This is a genomic window from Lactobacillus sp. 3B(2020) (genome assembly GCF_013487845.1).
Classification (GTDB): Bacteria; Bacillota; Bacilli; order Lactobacillales; family Lactobacillaceae; genus Limosilactobacillus; species Limosilactobacillus alvi.
The window spans coordinates 364,611-383,796 of sequence record NZ_CP047410.1; the positions used below are offsets into that span (position 1 = coordinate 364,611).

The 19,186-nt window shown below is 42.3% G+C and carries 20 protein-coding genes; 13 read left to right on the forward strand and 7 right to left on the reverse strand.

Features of this window, described 5'->3' with window-relative positions:
- Positions 1 to 8: 8 nt before the first annotated feature.
- The 8 genes from sufD (at position 9) to GTO83_RS01725 (ending at position 7,218) form a co-directional block, all read left to right on the forward strand.
- On the forward strand, positions 9 to 1,292 hold the full coding sequence (sufD, locus tag GTO83_RS01690; protein WP_180871438.1) for a Fe-S cluster assembly protein SufD: 1,284 nt from the start codon (positions 9 to 11) through the stop codon (positions 1,290 to 1,292).
- Entirely contained in the window at positions 1,279 to 2,523 is a 1,245-nt protein-coding gene (locus GTO83_RS01695; protein ID WP_180871439.1) for a cysteine desulfurase, read from the forward strand. Before sufD ends, GTO83_RS01695 begins: the two co-directional genes overlap by 14 nt.
- The gene (sufU, locus tag GTO83_RS01700; RefSeq protein WP_180871440.1) at positions 2,501 to 2,953 is read left to right on the forward strand and encodes a Fe-S cluster assembly sulfur transfer protein SufU; all 453 of its coding nucleotides are present in this window, start codon (positions 2,501 to 2,503) and stop codon (positions 2,951 to 2,953) included. Before GTO83_RS01695 ends, sufU begins: the two co-directional genes overlap by 23 nt.
- A gap of 4 nt (positions 2,954 to 2,957) precedes the next feature.
- Positions 2,958 to 4,364 (forward strand): Fe-S cluster assembly protein SufB, encoded by a 1,407-nt coding sequence (gene sufB / locus GTO83_RS01705; RefSeq protein WP_180871441.1) that lies wholly within the window; start codon positions 2,958 to 2,960, stop codon positions 4,362 to 4,364.
- An 86-nt stretch (positions 4,365 to 4,450) separates the two neighbouring features.
- Positions 4,451 to 4,789, forward strand: coding sequence for a metal-sulfur cluster assembly factor (locus GTO83_RS01710; protein WP_180871442.1), 339 nt, complete (start codon positions 4,451 to 4,453; stop codon positions 4,787 to 4,789).
- 9 nt (positions 4,790 to 4,798) lie between these two features.
- The gene (locus tag GTO83_RS01715) at positions 4,799 to 5,713 is read left to right on the forward strand and encodes a helix-turn-helix transcriptional regulator (RefSeq protein WP_180871443.1); all 915 of its coding nucleotides are present in this window, start codon (positions 4,799 to 4,801) and stop codon (positions 5,711 to 5,713) included.
- A complete protein-coding gene (locus tag GTO83_RS01720) occupies positions 5,700 to 6,434 on the forward strand; it encodes a demethylmenaquinone methyltransferase (RefSeq protein WP_180871444.1) in 735 nt (244 codons plus the stop codon). Before GTO83_RS01715 ends, GTO83_RS01720 begins: the two co-directional genes overlap by 14 nt.
- A gap of 151 nt (positions 6,435 to 6,585) precedes the next feature.
- On the forward strand, positions 6,586 to 7,218 hold the full coding sequence (locus GTO83_RS01725; RefSeq protein ID WP_180871445.1) for an NAD(P)H-binding protein: 633 nt from the start codon (positions 6,586 to 6,588) through the stop codon (positions 7,216 to 7,218).
- A gap of 61 nt (positions 7,219 to 7,279) precedes the next feature.
- On the opposite strand, the gene GTO83_RS10905 is transcribed toward GTO83_RS01725, so the two are convergent.
- The 3 genes from GTO83_RS10905 to GTO83_RS01735 all read right to left on the reverse strand — a co-directional run bounded on the left by GTO83_RS10905 (position 7,280) and on the right by GTO83_RS01735 (position 9,871).
- Positions 7,280 to 7,411 carry a hypothetical protein gene (locus GTO83_RS10905; protein ID WP_255463140.1) on the reverse strand — a complete coding sequence of 44 codons (132 nt, stop codon included), beginning with the start codon at positions 7,409 to 7,411 and terminating at the stop codon, positions 7,280 to 7,282.
- Positions 7,412 to 7,433: 22 nt separating this feature from the next.
- On the reverse strand, positions 7,434 to 9,152 hold the full coding sequence (locus tag GTO83_RS01730) for an IS1182 family transposase (RefSeq protein ID WP_180871446.1): 1,719 nt from the start codon (positions 9,150 to 9,152) through the stop codon (positions 7,434 to 7,436).
- Positions 9,153 to 9,331: 179 nt separating this feature from the next.
- The gene (locus GTO83_RS01735; protein ID WP_180871447.1) at positions 9,332 to 9,871 is read right to left on the reverse strand and encodes a DNA-3-methyladenine glycosylase I; all 540 of its coding nucleotides are present in this window, start codon (positions 9,869 to 9,871) and stop codon (positions 9,332 to 9,334) included.
- Positions 9,872 to 9,968: 97 nt separating this feature from the next.
- Between GTO83_RS01735 and GTO83_RS01740 the strand changes: the two genes are divergently transcribed.
- The 3 genes from GTO83_RS01740 (at position 9,969) to GTO83_RS01750 (ending at position 12,934) form a co-directional block, all read left to right on the forward strand.
- Positions 9,969 to 10,277: a helix-turn-helix transcriptional regulator gene (locus tag GTO83_RS01740; protein ID WP_180871448.1), complete on the forward strand. Its 309-nt coding sequence runs from the start codon at positions 9,969 to 9,971 to the stop codon at positions 10,275 to 10,277.
- Positions 10,278 to 10,393: 116 nt separating this feature from the next.
- The gene (locus tag GTO83_RS01745; RefSeq protein ID WP_180871449.1) at positions 10,394 to 12,310 is read left to right on the forward strand and encodes a heavy metal translocating P-type ATPase; all 1,917 of its coding nucleotides are present in this window, start codon (positions 10,394 to 10,396) and stop codon (positions 12,308 to 12,310) included.
- A gap of 132 nt (positions 12,311 to 12,442) precedes the next feature.
- Entirely contained in the window at positions 12,443 to 12,934 is a 492-nt protein-coding gene (locus GTO83_RS01750; protein ID WP_180871450.1) for a prolyl-tRNA synthetase associated domain-containing protein, read from the forward strand.
- A gap of 177 nt (positions 12,935 to 13,111) precedes the next feature.
- On the opposite strand, the gene GTO83_RS01755 is transcribed toward GTO83_RS01750, so the two are convergent.
- The 3 genes from GTO83_RS01755 to GTO83_RS01765 all read right to left on the reverse strand — a co-directional run bounded on the left by GTO83_RS01755 (position 13,112) and on the right by GTO83_RS01765 (position 16,165).
- Positions 13,112 to 14,365, reverse strand: coding sequence for a carboxylate--amine ligase (locus tag GTO83_RS01755; RefSeq protein ID WP_180871451.1), 1,254 nt, complete (start codon positions 14,363 to 14,365; stop codon positions 13,112 to 13,114).
- A gap of 292 nt (positions 14,366 to 14,657) precedes the next feature.
- The gene (gene proC / locus GTO83_RS01760; protein WP_180871452.1) at positions 14,658 to 15,440 is read right to left on the reverse strand and encodes a pyrroline-5-carboxylate reductase; all 783 of its coding nucleotides are present in this window, start codon (positions 15,438 to 15,440) and stop codon (positions 14,658 to 14,660) included.
- Positions 15,440 to 16,165, reverse strand: a complete 726-nt coding sequence (locus GTO83_RS01765; protein ID WP_180871453.1) for a MucBP domain-containing protein — start codon at positions 16,163 to 16,165, stop codon at positions 15,440 to 15,442. Before GTO83_RS01765 ends, proC begins: the two co-directional genes overlap by 1 nt.
- A gap of 140 nt (positions 16,166 to 16,305) precedes the next feature.
- Between GTO83_RS01765 and GTO83_RS01770 the strand changes: the two genes are divergently transcribed.
- Positions 16,306 to 16,902, forward strand: coding sequence for an ECF transporter S component (locus tag GTO83_RS01770; RefSeq protein ID WP_180871454.1), 597 nt, complete (start codon positions 16,306 to 16,308; stop codon positions 16,900 to 16,902).
- Positions 16,903 to 17,028: 126 nt separating this feature from the next.
- Here GTO83_RS01770 and GTO83_RS01775 read toward each other — a convergent pair whose 3' ends face one another.
- Positions 17,029 to 17,877 (reverse strand): DNA-binding domain-containing protein, encoded by an 849-nt coding sequence (locus GTO83_RS01775; RefSeq protein ID WP_180871455.1) that lies wholly within the window; start codon positions 17,875 to 17,877, stop codon positions 17,029 to 17,031.
- A 299-nt stretch (positions 17,878 to 18,176) separates the two neighbouring features.
- Between GTO83_RS01775 and argF the strand changes: the two genes are divergently transcribed.
- Positions 18,177 to 19,178, forward strand: a complete 1,002-nt coding sequence (gene argF / locus GTO83_RS01780) for an ornithine carbamoyltransferase (RefSeq protein ID WP_180871456.1) — start codon at positions 18,177 to 18,179, stop codon at positions 19,176 to 19,178.
- Positions 19,179 to 19,186: the final 8 nt, after the last annotated feature.

Below are 19,186 nucleotides of genomic sequence, written 5' to 3' on the forward strand. Positions count from 1 at the left end.
GCAAAAGCATGGATAAAGATCTTGCACGAAACCAATTGCAAGCGGCGAGTGCCGCCCATGGCGAAAGTACTGAGTTTACGGCCCGCCGCCTAACGGCTTTTGATTCATTTGCGGTGGCAAAAATGCCCCGGATGCAAAAGTTTAACTTTAGCACCTGGCCTCTCTTTGATCGCCAACCAGAACTAAACTGGGTTGAAACGGCGACACTAGATTTAGAACCAGTTACTGATGATCAAATTCGTTTTGTTCAATTTGGTCAAACAACCATTGAAACTCATCTTCCCCAAGCCTTGGTTGATCAAGGAGTTATCTTGATGGATCTTTTTGAAGCCATGAAGAAAGATCCCGAATTAGTCGAGGCCAATTTAATGCGGCCAATTGTTAAGCCAGAAGAAAATAAGTTAACAGCTTACCACTTAGCATACTTAAATGCAGGGGTTTTCCTCTATGTTCCAAAAGGGGTCAAAATTACGGCCCCAGTTGAAATTAATTTGATCCAAGACAGTACCCAGGCTAACCAACCGCTTAATTCGCATTTGTTAATTATTGCCGATGATAATAGTGAAGTTAGCGTCTTGCAACACACAACTACTCGTGGAGAAGAGGTTAATCCTGCCAGCTTAATGGTTGAAATTGATGCCCGCCAAGGGAGTCATGTTTCCTTTTCATCTTTAGATGAATTAGGCGAGCAAACGGTTACCTACTTTAAGCGGCGGGCCAATATTGGCCGGGATGCTAAAGTCGAATGGGCCGTTGGTTTAATGAATGGTGGTAATACGGTTGGCGACATGGACTCCGAATTAATTGGTGTTGGTGGTGAGGGTGATTCTAAGCTAATCGCGGTTACGACTGGTGACCAACACGTTGGGATCAATAACCGGGTTACCCACCATGGTGAACATACTACCGGGAACATTAACCAACGGGGGGTTCTTCTGGGGAAATCACACTTAGTCTTCAACGGAATTGGTGAAATCATTCATGGAGCTCATGATGCCAATGCGGAACAACAAAACCGGGTCTTGATGATGTCCCCAGAATGTCGTGGGGATGCAAACCCAATTTTGCTAATTGATGAAAATGACGTAATTGCCGGCCACGCGGCTAGTGTTGGTCCAGTCAACCCAGTCCAAATGAACTACTTGATGAGTCGCGGAATCCCAAAACCGCAAGCAGCCCACTTGGTTATTCGGGGCTTCCTTAGCTCCGTTATTTCAGTAATTCCAGAAAAGGAAGTTCGGGAAAAGCTAATTGAAATTTTGGAAAGGAAGCTTACCGATGGCCAACTTTAAACAATACCGGACTGACTTTCCCATCTTGGATCAAACGGTCAACGGGGAAAAGTTAGTTTACTTAGATAGCGCGGCAACTGCGCAACGACCAACACCTGTGCTTAACCGGGTAATGAAGTTTTACCAAACGGATAATGCAAATGTTCACCGGGGAGTGCATACTTTAGCCGAACGGGCAACCGCTGATTACGAAGCGGCCCGGGTGACGGTGCAAAAGTTTATTAATGCGGCCAAACCAGAAGAAATTATCTTTACTAAGGGCTGTACCGATGCCCTTAACCTTGTGGCAGCTACCTATGGGCAGGCTAACATCCAAGCCGGTGACGAAATCGTTATTTCTATTGCTGAACACCATAGTAATCTGATTCCTTGGCAACAATTAGCTAAGCAAAAGGGAGCAACGCTTAAGTATATTGGCTTAACTGATGACGGCGAGTTGGATTTGGCGGATGTCAAACAACAAATTACCGACCAAACTAAGTTAGTGGCGATTGCCCATGCCACGAACGTTTTAGGCACGGTTAATCCAATTAAGGAATTAGCTCAAATTACCCACCAACATGGAGCAGTGATTGTAGTTGACGGTGCACAAGCTGTAGCCCATATGCCGGTTGATGTTCAAGCGCTTGATGTGGATTTCTATGCTTTTTCTGGCCATAAGATGATGTCGCCAACTGGAATTGGGGTGCTTTATGGGAAAGCTGATCTGCTAGCAACAATGCCCCCATACCAATACGGGGGCGAAATGATTGGTGAAGTTCATCAACAAGCTAGTACCTGGGCTCCAATTCCCTATAAGTTTGAAGCTGGAACCCAAAACATTGCTGGAGCGGTGGGGCTTGCCGCTGCGATTAATTACCTCAATCAAATTGGAATGACGCAAATTGCGGCCCATGAACAAGCTTTAGTTCAGAAATTACTTCCCCAATTACTATCAATTGACCAATTAACGGTTTACGGACCACATGATCCCGCAAAGCATACAGGGGTGGTTGCTTTTAATTTAACTGGCCTCCATCCGCATGATTTAGCAACCGCCCTTGATATGGAAGGCATTGCAGTGCGGGCGGGACACCATTGCGCACAACCATTAATGGAATACCTTCAGGTTACTGCCACGGCACGGGCCAGTTTCTATCTTTACAATACTGAGGCGGATGTCGATGCTTTAGTGACCGCGATTAAGAAAGCAAAGGAGTTCTTTAGAATTGGGACTGGAGAAACTAAATAGTTTATATCGGGAAGTCATCTTAGACCACGCCCAAAATCCCCATAATAAGGGAAAACTAGCGTCCGCCTCCCATCAAATTACTTTAAATAATCCAACTTGTGGGGACGTTATTAATCTCCAAATTAACCTTGATGATACTGATAAGATCGAGGAAGTTGCTTATACCGGGGAAGGATGTACGATCAGTCAAGCTTCCGCATCAATGATGACGGAAGCTGTTAAAGGAAAGACCAAGGAAGAAGCCCTTAAAATGGCTAAGACTTTCTCGGATATGGCAATTGGTAAAAAACATTCAGAAGCGGATCTAAAAGAACTAGGGGATGCCCAAATTTTAACGAGTATTATGGAATTCCCAGCCCGAATTAAGTGTGCAACCCTCGCTTGGTGGGCATTGCAACGGGCACTCTTACAAGAAAGTGATGAGGATTAAGCCAATGACAGATGCAAATGAACTTTTAAAAAATAAAGACGATTACGAATTTGGGTTCCACGATAACATTCAACCAGCCTTTTCAACCGGGCGGGGGTTAACCGAAGATATCGTCCGGGCTATTTCAGCTGAAAAGCACGAACCAAAGTGGATGCTTGACTATCGTTTGAAGGCTTACGAAATTTACAAGAAGTTACCAATGCCAAAGTTCGGCCCTGATTTGTCAGAACTTGACTTGGACAACATGTTGTACTACCAAAAGATGACCGATAAGAAGTATCGGGATTGGGACGATGTACCAGCTGATTTAAAAAAGACTTTCGATCGGTTAGGGGTTCCGGAAGCCGAACGAAAGTACTTAGCTGGTTCTTCCGCCCAATATGAATCCGAAGTGGTTTACCACAATATGAAAAATGAATTTGAAAAGCTAGGGATCATCTTTACCGATACCGATACCGCCTTGCGGGAATACCCGGCGCTTTTCAAGAAGTGGTTTGGAAAATTAGTGCAACCAGCAGATAATAAGTTTGCGGCCCTTAACTGTGCTGTTTGGTCCGGTGGTTCCTTTATCTATGTCCCAAAGGGAGTTAAGACCAAGACGCCAATCCAATCTTACTTCCGTTTGAACTCCGAAAATTCTGGTCAATTTGAACGGACCTTAATCATTGTAGATGAAGGAGCAAGTGTGGATTATGTTGAAGGGTGTACGGCACCAAATTACTCTTCTGATAGTTTACATGCCGCGGTAGTTGAAGTAAATGTTTTAAAGGATGCTTACTGCCGGTACACGACGATCCAAAATTGGTCTGATAATGTTTACAGTTTGGAAACGAAGCGGGCGGCTGCCGATAAAAACGCCACGATGGAATGGGTTGACGGTAACCTTGGTTCGAAGGTTACGATGAAGTATCCATCCGTTTACTTAAACGGTGAAGGTGCCCGGGGAACCATGCTTTCAATTGCTGTCGCCTCCAACGGGATTCACCAAGATTCTGGGGCCCGGATGATTCATAACGCCAAGAATACTTCAAGTTCAATCGTTTCCAAGTCAATTTCCAAGACCGGTGGGGCCACTGACTACCGGGGAACGGTGCGTTTTACGAAGGATTCCGATGGATCCAAAGCGCATGTTGAATGCGATACGATTATTATGGATGACCAATCCTCATCAAATACGATTCCATATAACGAAATCGATAACAATAACGTGGCCATGGAACACGAAGCGAAGGTTTCTAAGATTTCTGAAGAACAACTCTACTACTTAATGAGTCGGGGGATTTCTGAAGAAAAGGCAACGGAAATGATTATCATGGGCTTTGTGGAACCATTTACTAAGCAATTACCAATGGAATACGCGGTTGAATTGAACCGACTGATCAGTTTTGAAATGGAAGGCTCCATTGGCTAGTATTAGGGTTAACAACGATTTAGCCGTCTTTCTGGTTAGTAAACCTGAACGACGGCTTTTGTGGCATTTTAGTAGGAGGCGTAAAAATGACAGCGGAAAATAATACGGGGGCGCCTTTTTCGCCAATTGAAAACCAAGTAATGACGGCTTTGGAAAAAGTAATCGATCCTGAATTGGGACTTGATTTGGTTAACTTAGGGTTAATTTACAATGTCGAAGTTGATCCTAAAGGAAGTTGTACCGTTACAATGACCTTAACAACGATGGGGTGCCCCTTAACTGATTATTTAAATAATGACATTAATCGAGCAATTCTTTCCGTTGATGGGATTAAAGAATGTAAGATTAATTTAACTTTTGAACCCCCTTGGAATGTCGATATGGTTAGTCGCTATGCTAAGATCGCTCTTGGAATTTATGGTTAGGTGAGGAAAATGGATATTGAATACTTTGTTGCTCGGCGAAAAGCCCGGGGCTATTCACAAGTTGAATTATCACGGGGAATTTGTACCCAGTCGACCCTCAGTAAATTTGAAAATAACAGCCAGATTCCGTCGTTAGCGATCTTACGGCAATTATGTGAGCGCCTAGATCTAACTTTGGATGATCTAGATGAACGGAGTCGAGCAACCTTTTCGCTTCGCCATCAATTAGAAATGGCTGAAGAAGAGTTGATGGTTGAAAATTACCGGGCGGTTCAAAAAATATTAGGGCCAATTAAAATCGATCAGGTGCAAAACACCCAATTAAAGATGCAATACTACTATTTAGAAGGGTTAATGGCTACCTTGACTAATCAAGCTGATACAGTTGCACTCTTTTCCTTTACCCAAATTTTGGATGAACTTGATGAACGGCATGAGACGATTTTTTCCCAACTGGCATACTTAGGAGAAGGGGTCTTGTATGCACGGAAAAATTTAATGGAGCGGGCCCAGTTCTTTATTCATAAGGTTAAACAATATTTGACGGCGAAATTAAAGCAAGGAGATCCTCATCCTGGAAACGTCGATAATGCACGATTGCTTACAATGATGTATTATCTTGGGGAGTACTATACTTTGTTAAATCAGCCCCAGGAAAGTAATCACTACTTAAAATTAGGAATTGAGCGGTGTGCTCACGAACACGTTACTTACTTTTTACCTCGCCTAAAGTTACTTCGGGCCCAAAACGCCTTAGCTGTTGGGGAGAACCCACAATTAGTGATGGCAGAATTAACTGATGCCCGGGCTTTTGCACGCTTGAATCAAAATAATGTCGTGCTTATTCAAGCGACCGCGTTGATTAAACGTTATCGTGATTTATTGACAAATACCGCTAAGGGAGAAAAAGATGACACTGACTAATCACCATTCCGAAAATGAAGTTAACCAAATGTTTACCCGGCTTGCAGGTCGTTATGATTTAATGAATGACGTTGTTAGTTTGGGGACTCAGCGCCAATGGCGAAAAAAATTTTTTAATCAGCTTCCAGTCTTTAAAGGGGCAGATAGCTTAGATCTCTGTTGCGGAACTGCTGATTTAACCATCAAGTTAGCTCAACTAGCGGGCCCACGGGGACGAACGATTGGGCTAGACTTCAACGCAGCTATGTTAGCTGGCGGGGAAGAAAAAATTCGCCAGGCTGACCTCACAAAAGATATAGAATTGGTGCAAGGGGATGCGATGTACCTGCCATTTGAAGCTAATCAATTTGACTTTGTGACGATCGGCTTTGGTCTCCGGAATGTTCCAGATGCCAACCAAGTTTTAAAAGAAGCCCAACGGGTACTCAAGCCAGGTGGCTACTTTGCTTGCATTGAAATGTCGCAACCAACCAATCCAGTTGTTCGTTTAGGTTGGAAAGCCTATTTCAACGCCTTTCCAGTTTTGGCAAAGGCCTTTGGGGGAAGTTATAAAGACTATACCTACTTAAAGGAAACTTCTATGCAGTTTGTTTCGGCAAGTAAGTTAAAGCAAATGATGGAAGAAGCTGGAATGGTCGCTGTTAAGGTTATCCCGCTTAACCTCGGTGCGGCGGCGATTCATGTAGGTCAAAAAGCCGCATCCAGAATGGGGCGGTATTAAGCAAGGCAGTCAGCTTAGCGCGAGGGGACTTTCCTTACGAAGCTGGATTACCCATAATGTTACCTAGCGAAATTGAAGCCTTAGGAAAATTTAAGTAGTAAAGTATCAAAATCCGTAAAGATTGATTTATATAATACGAGGAGGAAATACGATGAAAGTTTTTGTTGCAGGAGCAACGGGTCGAGTTGGTCAAGCCGTTGTTGAACAATTATTGGCAAAAAAGGTTACCGTTTATGCGGGCGGTCGGGATTTGGGGAAGCTTCCGGTCCAAGCAAACCCAGTATCCATGGATTTACACGCTCCAGTAACTGACTTACAGCAGTTAATTTCTGGTTGTGACGCCATTATCTTTACTGCTGGATCACGAGGTAAAGATCTCTTACAGACGGACCTTAATGGAGCAGTTAAGTTAATGATGGCGGCTGAAAAAGCCGGTATTAAGCGCTTTATCCAACTCAGCTCGGCCTATTCGCTTGATCAAGAAATGTGGACGAAGGTCCCGAGTCTTGCCCAAATCACGGATTATAATTTAGCTAAATACTATTCTGATCGGTGGCTAATGGACGAAACCCAGTTAGATTACACGATTATTCAAGCAGGGAGTTTGACCACGAAACCGGGGACAGGGATGATCGCATTAAATCCAGAAACGGCTGGTGAAAATCCAATTTCAGATGTTGCCAAGGTCCTCGTTGAATGTCTCGACCACGATAATACCATTCACCAAGTAATAATGATGAAGGCTGGCTCAACCCCAGTTGACGAGGCGCTGGGGCAAATTTAAAAGGTTGGGGAAAAAGCTCCTTGACGGCTTGGTTGGGATAAGCAGAACGAAGGTTGATTCATTAGAATCGGCCTTTCGTTCGCCCTGATCCGCTAAGGCCGTGCTTTGGAGCGAACCAGCCAACTGGTTTGGCGTTTGTGAGCCCATGCAAGGTTGAATCGGTTGGTGCGACCGTTAGGGAAGCAACTGCCATTCAGCTACTGCTTTGACCTTAGTTACTGAGTAACATTCGGAGATGACAAAGAGCGAGGCTGGGAATTAACTATTAATTTTTGCCCCTCTAACATTAAAATCCGGACTATAATTTTTGCCTTGATCAAAAATTGTAGTCCGGATTTTCGATTATTTATGAAATTGGCCCTCCATCGGTTAATTAATTGTCCCAATTTCGTTATGTTTAATGTCATCAGGGCCAGGCCAATGTCATTTTCCACAGCCCGTTGACCACGCAAGTGAGTTCGGCGTATGCCAAAATCCCTCTTCATGTGACCAAAGACTGGCTCAACGTCGAACTTCCGTCGACGATAAATCGCCTTACCTTCGTCACTTGAGAGGGTCGCTTTCACTTTTGCTTTGTAATAATTCCAGGTCGGGTTAACCTTCATATAACGTTGCCGGCCGCCTGGTGTTTTCGCTAATTTATCCAATTGCGCTGACGGCTGGTGCTTATCTGCCCGATAGATTTTAAAATCACGTTTGAAACCATATTTATCGATTTGCTCACTATACCGATAAAAGCTAAAGCGAACCCCTAAATGATCAATATAGTAATCATCTTCGGCGTTATACTGCCAATTTTGTGAGTTAGTTGGGTCGTTTTTAAACTTGCGCTTCTGTTCCTTTTGATAAGTTGTATAGGGAATAATAGGTTGCTTTTCAAACTGATCAAGAATCGTTGTGTAATTGTATTCACTACCATAACCTGCATCAGCGACGATATGTTTAAAGAAGCCTAAGGCATGAAATTGCTTAAGAAATGGCACTAAAGTCCTTGTATCAGTTGGGTTTGAAAATAATCCGTAATCAAGAACAAATTGCTTATGAGTGGCAATTTGTAAGTTATAGCCAGGTTTCAATTCCCGATTCATCATCGGATCTTCTTTCATACACATAAAAGTCGCATCATGATCAGTCTTGGAGTAGCTATTGCGACCTTGGAAGATATCTTCGGCATGTTCATACTTTTGGGCACGAGGAATTAAGTCGTTGCTTAGCTGGTGGCGAAGTTTTTTTAGGAAACGACGACGCCGTTTCCTAACTGAACCACCTTTGATGATTTTGGATTCTTGCTCAATCTCTTCATCTAATTTAGTGATTTGCTCTCCGAGTTCTTGTTCCATTGTTTTCATGCCTTCGGCAGAAGTGACCAGCTCTGGCGCCATTTCTTGCACCACTCGTTTTTCCACTAATTCCTCATAAATCTTACTTGTCTTTTCCCTTAACTTAGCGTGGTACTTTTCCACTGCACGACGCCAAGTAAATGAATATTTATTGGCATCAGCTTCGACCTTGGTTCCATCAATAAAAACTGCATCATTTTGAATTAGGCCGTGATCTGTTAAAGCCATGGTAAAGTAGACAAAAGCACGCTTGATCAGATTACTAGCGTGCTGACTGCTCCGAAAGTTATTGATGGTGTGGTAACTATAAGTATAGTCATGGGCTAACCAACGCATTGGTAGACTCTCATCCAACATCATTTCAATCTTTCTTCCAGAATAGGTTTGACGCGAGTAGGCAAACAAGAGGATCTTAAGCATAATTGCTGGATGCGATGCAGGGCGGCCAGTAGCCGCCACCGACTCTTCCAATAGAACCTCCTGTGGAATTGAGTCGACAAATGCACTAATTAGTCGCGCAATATGGTTCTTTGGTAAATCATAGTTATAGTTTAGTACGAATTCGGTTTGCCCTATGGTATAATTTTGATACATGGAAATCGCTCCTTTTTGTTTGTTTTCGTGATAATTACATCATATCAGGAGCAACTTCCTGTGTACATAAAAACCGGATGATGAATTGTTTAAGAAATTCATCATCCGGTTTTTACTTTGGACTAGGAGTTTTTTCCCAGCCTCGCTTTTATTAACTAAGGGCTCATTGTTGTATCATCTTAGGGAAAATTTATCCTATCACACACCAAACCGGCGGCTTGCATGAAGCTGTAACAGGTCGTGGGACCGACGAATTTGAACCCGGCCTTTTTAAGTTGTTTAGCTAATTGTTTGGCTTCGAAAATCACGGTTGGAACCTCGGCCATGGTCTGAGGATGGTGATTAATAACTTGAAAATTAACGCTTTGCCAAACAAAATGATCGAAACTTTGCCCGGCTTGTTGAAATTTTTGGATCATTTGAGCGTTATTAATGATCGCAGCTAATTTTTGGCGGTGACGAATTAACCCTGGATTGCCCATTAAACGATCAATGTCGGTTGAAGTCATCGCGGCAACTTTTTTAATTTCAAAATCATAAAAAGCTTGCCGAAAATTAGCTCGTTTTTTAAAAACGGTATTCCAACTGAGCCCCGCTTGCATAATTTCAAGGCTTAGAATTTCAAATAATTTTTGATCATTGTGTTCCGGAAAGCCCCATTCGCTTTCGTAATAAATGGTCATTTCAGGAGAGCTTTCCCACCAGTTTACTTCACTCATAAGTTCCTCCATTGATTTTATTGCATTCGCAAAGCATTTTTTCTCGTTTTGCCCTATAATAAAGTAAGCAATAATTGAGAAAGGGCGCAGTTAGTTAATGAAATCAGTCCCATTTGAAGTTCCTAAAAATCAAGAATTAGACCGGGTTGTAACTTTCTTTAAAGCCTTTGGGGATCGAACCCGGTATTTGATTGTCACTATTTTAGCGCATGGCCCATTAACGGTAAATGAATTAGCCGACCGGTTAGGAACCTCCCAACCGGCAATGTCTCATCAATTAATGATTCTTCGACAAGCGGGAATTGTTGCTGGTAAACGCGATGGACGCTACATTTATTACCAATTAACTGACGATCACGTTTTAACAATTTTACGCCAAGTTCAAGCCCATACCACCCAAGGCTAATTTTAGGCACCATTTTGTTGATAAAACTAATGATTAATGTTAAATTATAGATAACATATTCACGTATGTTTATATATGAATGAAAGCGGTAAAAAAGATCGGGGGAGATTAAGGTGTTGGTAAAATTATCGAACCTAAATACAAATCAAAAACGCCAAGCAATCTTGGCAGGATTGGGAATTTTATTGCTAGTGATTGGTGTCGTGGTACCATTCCCGCAGTTTGTCAAAGCGGGAGTTTTAGTATTTGCTTACTTAGTCGTCGGTTATGACGTTTTAGTGGCCGCTGGCAAAAATATCCGGGCCGGGCACTGGTTTGACGAGAATTTCTTGATGGCGATTGCAACGATTGGAGCACTTGCGATCGGTGAGTTTGCCGAAGCAGTAGCCGTCATGTTATTTTATAAAATTGGTGATTTTTTTCAGGATTTGGCGGTTGAAAATTCTAAACGGTCAATTAGTAGCTTGCTCCAACTTCGGCCAGACTATGCTAATTTAGTATTAGCTCATGGAAAAATCAACCAAGTTTCACCATCAGCGGTTGAAATTGGGGATGTTATTCAAGTCAAACCAGGAGAAAAGGTTCCCTTGGATGGTAAGATTATTGAAGGTAGTTCCTATCTTGACACCGCGGCTTTAACCGGGGAAAGCAACCCCGTTTTTGTTAGTCCGGGACAAACAATTTTAAGTGGGACGGTAAATCAAAGCGGAGTTCTTCAACTTAAAGTTACTAAGCGCTATGGTGATTCAACCGTGGCTAAGATTCTTAAATTAGTTGAATCGGCAAGTGAAAAGAAAACTAAGGTTGAAAACTTTATTACTCGGTTTAGTCGGGTTTACACCCCAGCAGTGGTTGGCTTAGCTACTTTAGTCGCAATCTTACCCCCGCTCTTAACAGGTGGTGCTTGGTTAACTTGGCTTTATCGAGCCCTAAGTGTGCTCGTGATTTCATGTCCTTGTGCGCTTGTAATCTCTGTCCCATTAAGTTACTTTAGTGGCATTGGGGCGGCATCTAAGCAAGGAGTTTTGGTAAAAGGAAGTAATTATCTGGATGTTTTAAACCAGGTTAAAATAATGGTCTTTGATAAAACGGGAACCCTAACGGTAGGTCACTTCACGGTTAGTCAACTTCACCCGGTAGGAATTAGTTCCGCTGAACTTTTGAAATTAGCGGCGGTTGCGGAACGAAAGTCGCCCCACCCAATTGCCAAGGCCTTGGTTCAGGCAAGTAATACTAGGGAAGAAGCAAAGAAAATTACTGAAGTTGTTGGTCAAGGGGTAAAAGCCCAATACCAAGGAAAAGTCTTATTAGTTGGGAACGCTAAGTTAATGCATTCTCAAGCAGTTAAAGCTTTTGTTCCGCTAATGGGCGTTACGGGAACCGTGGTTTATGTAGCCTGGGATGGTCAATTTAAAGGGGCAATTCTGGTAGCGGATACCGTAAAGAGCAGTGCCAAAGAAGCATTAGGTGGACTTAAACAAAGCGGGATTACCCAAACCATCATGCTAACGGGAGATAATGAAGCAACTGCTAAGGCTGTTGCAACTGAGCTAGGCGTTGATCAAGTGTACGCTAACTTACTCCCAGAAGATAAGTTAAAGTTGGTTCGTCGCTTTCAAAAAACTAACCAAGGAAAAGTTGCCTTTGTCGGGGACGGACTAAATGACACACCAGTTTTGGCAGGTAGCGATCTTGGGATTGCTATGGGAGCTTTAGGATCAGATGCGGCAATTGAAGCGGCTGATATTGTCCTAATGAATGACGAACCAAGTTCAATTTTAGTAGTTCGGAAATTAGCACAAAAAACCCGCCAGATCGCGCAAGAAAATATTGCTTTTGCGATTGCCATCAAAGTTGGCTGTTTAGCTTTAGCGGCCTTTGGGATAGTAAACCTTTGGGAAGCGGTTTTTGCCGATGTGGGGGTAACGCTAATCGCTGTTTTGAATGCGCTACGCTTAGTTCGTACTAAAGCGATTCCTCAAAAGCAACAACCTACCCACCCACATCCCCAAGTGACGGTTGAAAAAGTTTAGCAAGAATAAAAATGAGTGGAAAGTCTTTGGAAGAAAAAGACTTTCCACTCATTTTTATGTTGATGTGTTGATAAACCGATTTAGTAACCATATAATTTAAGTAGCGAGGGGAAGAGGGAAAAGGGGCATAAAATGACAGTTGCAACGTACGAGCAATGCATTAATGAATTGAAACGGCTGGGGATCAAGTACTCAATGGTGGATCATCCGGCAGCTAAAACTACTGAAGAAGCCGACCATTATATTGAAGGTTACGAAGGTGCCCGGACGAAGACGATGTTTTTACACGATAAGCACCACCAGCATTACATGATAATCATGGATGATGCGAAGCGGATGGATTTCAAAAAATTCCAAGAAATTTCAGGGACCAAACGGATATCAATGGCTAAAGATGAGGAGATCATGGATGAACTCGGTTTAAAGCCTGGAATTATTTCTCCCTTTGGCTTAATAAATAATAAAGCTAAGGATATTAAAGTTTATGTTGATCAAATGGTCTTAGATGAACCGATTTGGACTTTTCACCCCAACGAAAATACGCATACGATTTTCCTCGATAATCAAGACGTTTTAAAGTTTATTGAAGCGCAAGGCTTTACGTATGAAGTGATTAATTTATAAAAAAATCCTAGTGAATTTTAATTGAAGTACCTCATAATCATTGGGGCTTTGCCCAACAATTGCAAGTTACTTCAGAATTCACTAGGATTTTTGACTTTGAGAAGAAAACTTAATTTGTTATCCAGTCTGTATTGGATCTTTGCATGTTAATCAAGAGCTAAGTTCATCGAGAAAGGGCTATTTTAAATCACCCTTTTGAATAAAGAAACGTTTAAAATTTTTGGCATAATTAAAATCGATGCGTTTACCAAGTAACCACCGCTTAAAGTTCATGTCAGCGGCATATGAATAGGTTGTGCCCCATTGACCTTGCTGAATGAGTTGTTCGGCAGTTTGCTTAGCTTGGTTATCTTTGGCGTATTTGAGGAAGGTTGCTTTCGAAACGCCAAGCCAAACCTGATACTTACTTGGATCTTGGTTAGCGTAAAGAGTTGGTTGATCTTTTAAGGTTCCTTCGATGTAGTCCATTACCGGGAAGGACGGCATTGAGTTTCCATTGAGGGAAACGAAGAAAGAGCTTCGTCCTTGCCGTGGGTTAAGGTCAAAGACTTTAAAGGTTTGATCACGTTGATCATATTTAAAGTCAAAGTTCACGTAACCCGTAAAGTTAACTTGTTCCAAGAAGTTTTGAACTTGATGGTAAAGTTGTTTATTATATTGGGGAAGAATGGCGACGTAGTTACCAACGTTAGCTGGGTTGCAGTCCTCAAGTAAAGGGTGCCCAAGGCTAAGCATTTTTACGTGGTGGTACTGGTCAACATAAGCATTCATTGTTCGCATATTACTGTCATCACCCGGGATGAACTCTTGTAAGATTAAATCCCCCTTGTAGGGACTAGCTTCATAGATAATCTTTAAAACTTTGCGAAGCCGGGCCTGGTCATTAATGATGTAGGCTTTTTCGTAACCTTCAAAGTTTCCCTTGTGCCATTCAACTGCATCGGCGGCCTTAAGGGCCACGGGGTATTCAAATGGCGAAACATAATTTTGATAGTCCAGATCAGGCTTTAAAATCGCAGTTTTTGGATATGGTAAGTTGTATTTCTCACAGACTTCATAAAATTTCTCTTTATCAGTTAGCGTGGCAATCGTCTTGAAATCAGCATAGGGACATACCATGTGTTGAGCGAGGGCGTCCCGATTTTTGGCAACTAATTCCGTGTAATCGTCACCACATGAAATTAAAAGAACTTGCTTACCGGTTTCGGCCTTAAACTTTTCGGCAGCCTTAACAAGAAGGTCTGTAAAGACATCCGGTTTTTGCAAGTCCGGATGCAAGTGAAGGTTAACGATTTTTGAATATTTAGTTGGGGCTAACTCAGCTCGTGCAAAAAGTTCGGATTTAATCCCATAGGTTTTGTGAATTGCCCGGGCCATTCCATAAGCATTGAAGTCACTTCCAAGAATAAGCGGGATAAAATTAGCAGTCATAATTATTAAGTCAAGCTCCTTTAGTAAAAAAGTTAAAAAGAGACTGGGAAAAAAACTCAAATTTTTCCCACCTTTTCTTTCATCTCCGAATGTTACTCAGTAACTAAGGTTAAAAAGCACGGCCTTAGCGGATAAGTGCGAACGAAAGGTCAATTCTAATGAATCAACCTTCGTCCTTCTTATCCCAACCAGGCCGTCAAGGAGCTTTTTTCCCAACCTCTTTTTTTCAGTCCTAGGATGTTATATAGCAAAAATAGAAATAAAACTAGTCTTTCAAAAAATTACTAGCGATTTAGTTAGTTGCAGAGTTGTCACTAGCCGCATCAATTGCCGCAATTGCCGCTCCCCGAAAACCACGCGCTTCAAGAGCACTAATGCCTTTGATAGTCGTTCCGCCAGGGGAGGTGACTTGGTCACGAAGGAGAGCTGGGGCAAAACCAGTTTCCGTTGCAAGGGTGCCGCTTCCTTTTACCATGCTAGCGACAACTTGGTAAGCAATTTGGCGGCTTAGACCATGTTTAACAGCCGCATCCGAAAAGGCGTCCATTAAAACATCAACAAAAGCCGGTCCGCAACCACCTACCACTCCAATAATATTGAGATCAGTTTCTTTGACAACGATCACATCGCCAAGTTTACCGAGGATTTCTTTAATGGTTGCTGTTATCGTTGCGGGTAAGTTTTCACGCAATGCTAAACCAATCGTTCCTGCATTTACAGCTACTGGCGTATTCGGAATCATAGCTGCAAGGGGATGATTAGGTAAAGCCTTGGCAAGTGCGGCTAAGCTAATTCCCGCAGCTGAAGAGATTATGATTGTTTCTTCATTTAGGGAAGCTAACTGACTGGCAACCTCAAGCGTAATCGATGCTGGCGTAGTTAAAATTACGACCGCGGGCTGGGCTTTAACCAAGTCAGTAGGGGTATTTACTAATTGGATCTGCTTAGCTTGCGTAAATTTCTCAACCCGGGGATTAACTGGATTAAGCGTAATTAGATCATTTTCACCAGCGGCCTTAAATCCGTTTAAAATAGCAGTGCCCATGTTACCAGCACCAACAATGGCAATTTTCACTAATCTTCACCATCCTCATTATCTAATTTAATGTAACTTGCATTAATGTAGCCAGCGTGATCCGTTTCATACCAAGTTACGCCGTTTTCATCCTTAATTCGGGCGATTAAGGTGACGACACTTCCATTTGATAACTTTGTTAGGGGAAGTCCATATGGTTGATCATAGGTGTCTACGGACCGGTTAGGAAGGAAATCAACGACTCCCTTGATCTGATTTAGTTTTAAGTAGGTAAGGTCAATAATTGGCTTCGTTGTTTTTTGTTCTGTAAATGGATCGTGTTCAACTAAGGTCATTTGGGCATCATCAAACTTAACCCATTGGTCAGCGTTGACCTGATACCAAAATTCACGAGTTGTTGTGGCAACCCGTTGAAAAGATTTCACATAGATATTTCCCGGAAGTTTATCGGGTAATGGCATTCCGCCAACGCGGTCGTAAATAGTAACGGGCGTTTTTAGATGGAGGTAAAGATCGATGTTTTGAATCTCCCCCCAAGTTTGTTTCCGGTAGTAAAAACAAACACTTTTGGCCGTATTGTCAAAGGTTCCTTTTAAGGTTCCTGTAATTTGAACTAAGTTATAGTTAGGAATTTCAATTTTTTTAATATCGTAACTTTGCCCGAGATGCCCCCGGAGAAGCTGGGGCAGGCGAAGGTTATCATTGCTATCGATGTCTCGGTAGTAGATCCAAATTGGATTACCGGTTTTGAATTCGTCTTTCATAAGGTTCACCCCAAATGCATAGTTTGTCTTAAGTATACCGCTTTAATGGGCTTGTGTCCCGCCACTTTTCGAATGATTTTTAAAGAAATTTGTAGGTTAATAATGGTAAAATAAAACATCAACTTATTACGGAGGTAAATATGCAACAACGATCGCAAATTCGCCGCCTAACCCGGCGGAGTCTACTATTAGTTTTAATTATCGTTCAAGATTTAGTTCCTTTTATTGGTAATTTACCACTTGGCCCCCTTTCAATTACTACAATGCCAATAACCGTCGCCGTAATTGCTGCTCTATATGGTCCAATTGAAGGTACCTTAGCAGGGACGGTTTGGGGAATTCTAACTTTTATTCGAGCCTTTGTTTACCCAAGTAGTGCCCTTGCACCATTAATTTTTACCAATCCCTTAATCTCGATTGTTCCTCGGATGTTAGTTGGTTTATTTGCTGGGTGGGTTTTCTGGTTAGTTCAAAAGAGTGGACGAACTGGACTAGCGGCAAGTCTGGGCGGCTTAGTAGCATCATTAACCAACACTATTCTGGTATTAGGCGGGATTTACCTGTTTGCGAATACACCGCAAGTCGCTGCCGGCTACCACGTTAGTCAAACTAATTTAGGGGTAGCTTTAGCCGCAATTGTCGGGACCAACGGAATTGCTGAAGCAGTCCTTGCTACGGTGGTAGTTCCTTTATTAGTGATCCCTTTACGGAAGGTGATCCAACGGTTAGCAAAATAAAATAGGAAGTAAATCGGTAGTTATAAATTTAAAACAACCTTATTCTAGTCTAAATCATGCATGTAATCTGGCTTCGCTAAGAAATCTCACTCTTATCTAGAGGAAAATTTCTTAGCGAGGCCTTTTTTATCTTTCCCTAAAGCTTTCTTGCCAGAGACCATCAAAGAAATGCTGTAAAGAGATTTGACTTTTGGCGGGGGTTTCATCGCCTTGGAGCCGTTGCATTTCAACATGCACGTTTTGGTATTCAAAGAGGTTATTGGCGTATTCAAGTAAAATATCATTTTCAGGATAATCGAGGCACATCGTTGCAAGATTAGTGATGCCGGCTTTTAGTGAACGACGAATCCGCTGGAAAACGACCTTTTTAGTGTGGTCATTCATTTGAAGATCGCGTTCAAAGTTGATCGCCGCAAAGTTAATATTTTGGTCAACCATTAACTTTACGATCCGCCGAATATCTTCACTCCCAGTTTCAGCCGCAATTCCTAAGAACATTAAAACTGAATTAACGTGGTCAATTCGCTTTCGTTGGGCCGATTGAGGTCGTTGATATGAAGCGGGACTGGCGAGCGCTAACTCGTAAATAGCAGCGAGGCGGTTGGTCATGTTGACATAACCACCAATTAATTGGAGTAAATGTTTAACTTCAATTGGCTGAAGGGGAGCGGCAACAACAATATCGATATTTTCTCGGTAAGCGGCTTCCCGAATTTCAGGGGTAATTTTCGTCCCCGTTAGGATAAAGCGGGGGCGGGAGTTAACATCGCGCAGGCGGCGGACAAGTTCAATCCCGTCATAAGGGGTAAGATCATTGCTGATTACCATGATATCAACCCGCAATTCCAACAAATCTAAGTAAGCCTGTGAAGCTGAGCTGCTTTGACCAACGACATAGTTATCAAAACTGCGCTCAATCAACTCTTGAAAGAGGTTGCGATTGGCTTCATTTGGGTCAGCAAGATAGAAATTCATTGCAAAATTGCTCCTTTTTTAAACAAATTTGATTTTTTTTGATGCTGATTGAAGTATAACTTAAATTGATGAATAAAGTAAAATTATTCACAATCAGAAGCTGGCTTATACATTGTTGTATGCATTTATACATTTAGCGAGGATAAATCATGCAAAATTGGTTGTATAATTTAAAGTCCTCGAAAAAATTCTCCGCAATTCTTTGAAGCATGCGTAAGTTCAACGTAAAATTTTGAAAACGCTTTCTATAATAATAATCGTAAAGAAAGTTATTACAAACCTTAGGAGGAATTAGATCAATGGCTTTTAATTTACGGAATCGTAGTTTCTTAACACTTGCTGACTTCAACACGCGTGAAATGGAATACATGTTGAATTTGGCAGAAGACCTCAAGAAGGCAAAGTACGCCGGAACTGAACAACAAAAATTAAAGGGCAAGAATATCGCCTTAATCTTTGAAAAGAGTTCTACGCGGACTCGTTGTGCTTTCGAAGTCGGTGCTAAGGATCAAGGGGCTCACGTTACTTACCTTGGCCCATCTGGTTCTCACATCGGTTACAAGGAATCAGTTAAGGATACTGCGCGGGTTCTTGGTGGAATGTTTGACGGGATTGAATACCGTGGCTTCTCCCAACGGAGCGCTGAAATCTTAGCTGAATACTCTGGAGTTCCAGTTTGGAACGGTTTAACTGATGAAGACCACCCAACACAAGTTTTGGCCGACTTCTTAACTGCTAAGGAAGTTTTGAAGAAGGAATACAAGGACATCAAGTTTGCCTTTGTTGGTGATGGTCAAGACAACGTTTCTAACGCTTTGATGCTTGGGGCCGCTGTTATGGGGATGGAATACCATGTGGTAACGCCTAAGGAATTAAACCCAACGCCAGAAGTTCTTAACAAGGCTCAAAAGATTGCTGATAAGACGGGGGCTAAGATCGTTGTTTCCAACGACATCAAGGAAGGTGTTAAGGGAATGGACGTTATTTACGCCGATGTTTGGGTATCCATGGGTGAACCAGACGAAATCTGGGAACAACGGATTAAGTTGTTAAAGCCTTACCAAGTTACGAAGGAAGTTATGGAAGCTACTGGCAATCCACATGCGATCTTCGAACACTGCTTACCTGCATTCCACGACCAAGAAACTGGTGTTGGTAAGAAGATCTTTGAAAAGTACGGCTTGAAGGAAATGGAAGTTACTGACGAAGTCTTTGAAAGTGAACAATCCGTTGTCTTCCGTGAAGCTGAAAACCGGATGCACACGATCAAGGCTGTTATGGTTGCAACTTTAGGTGAATAGTTAGGAGG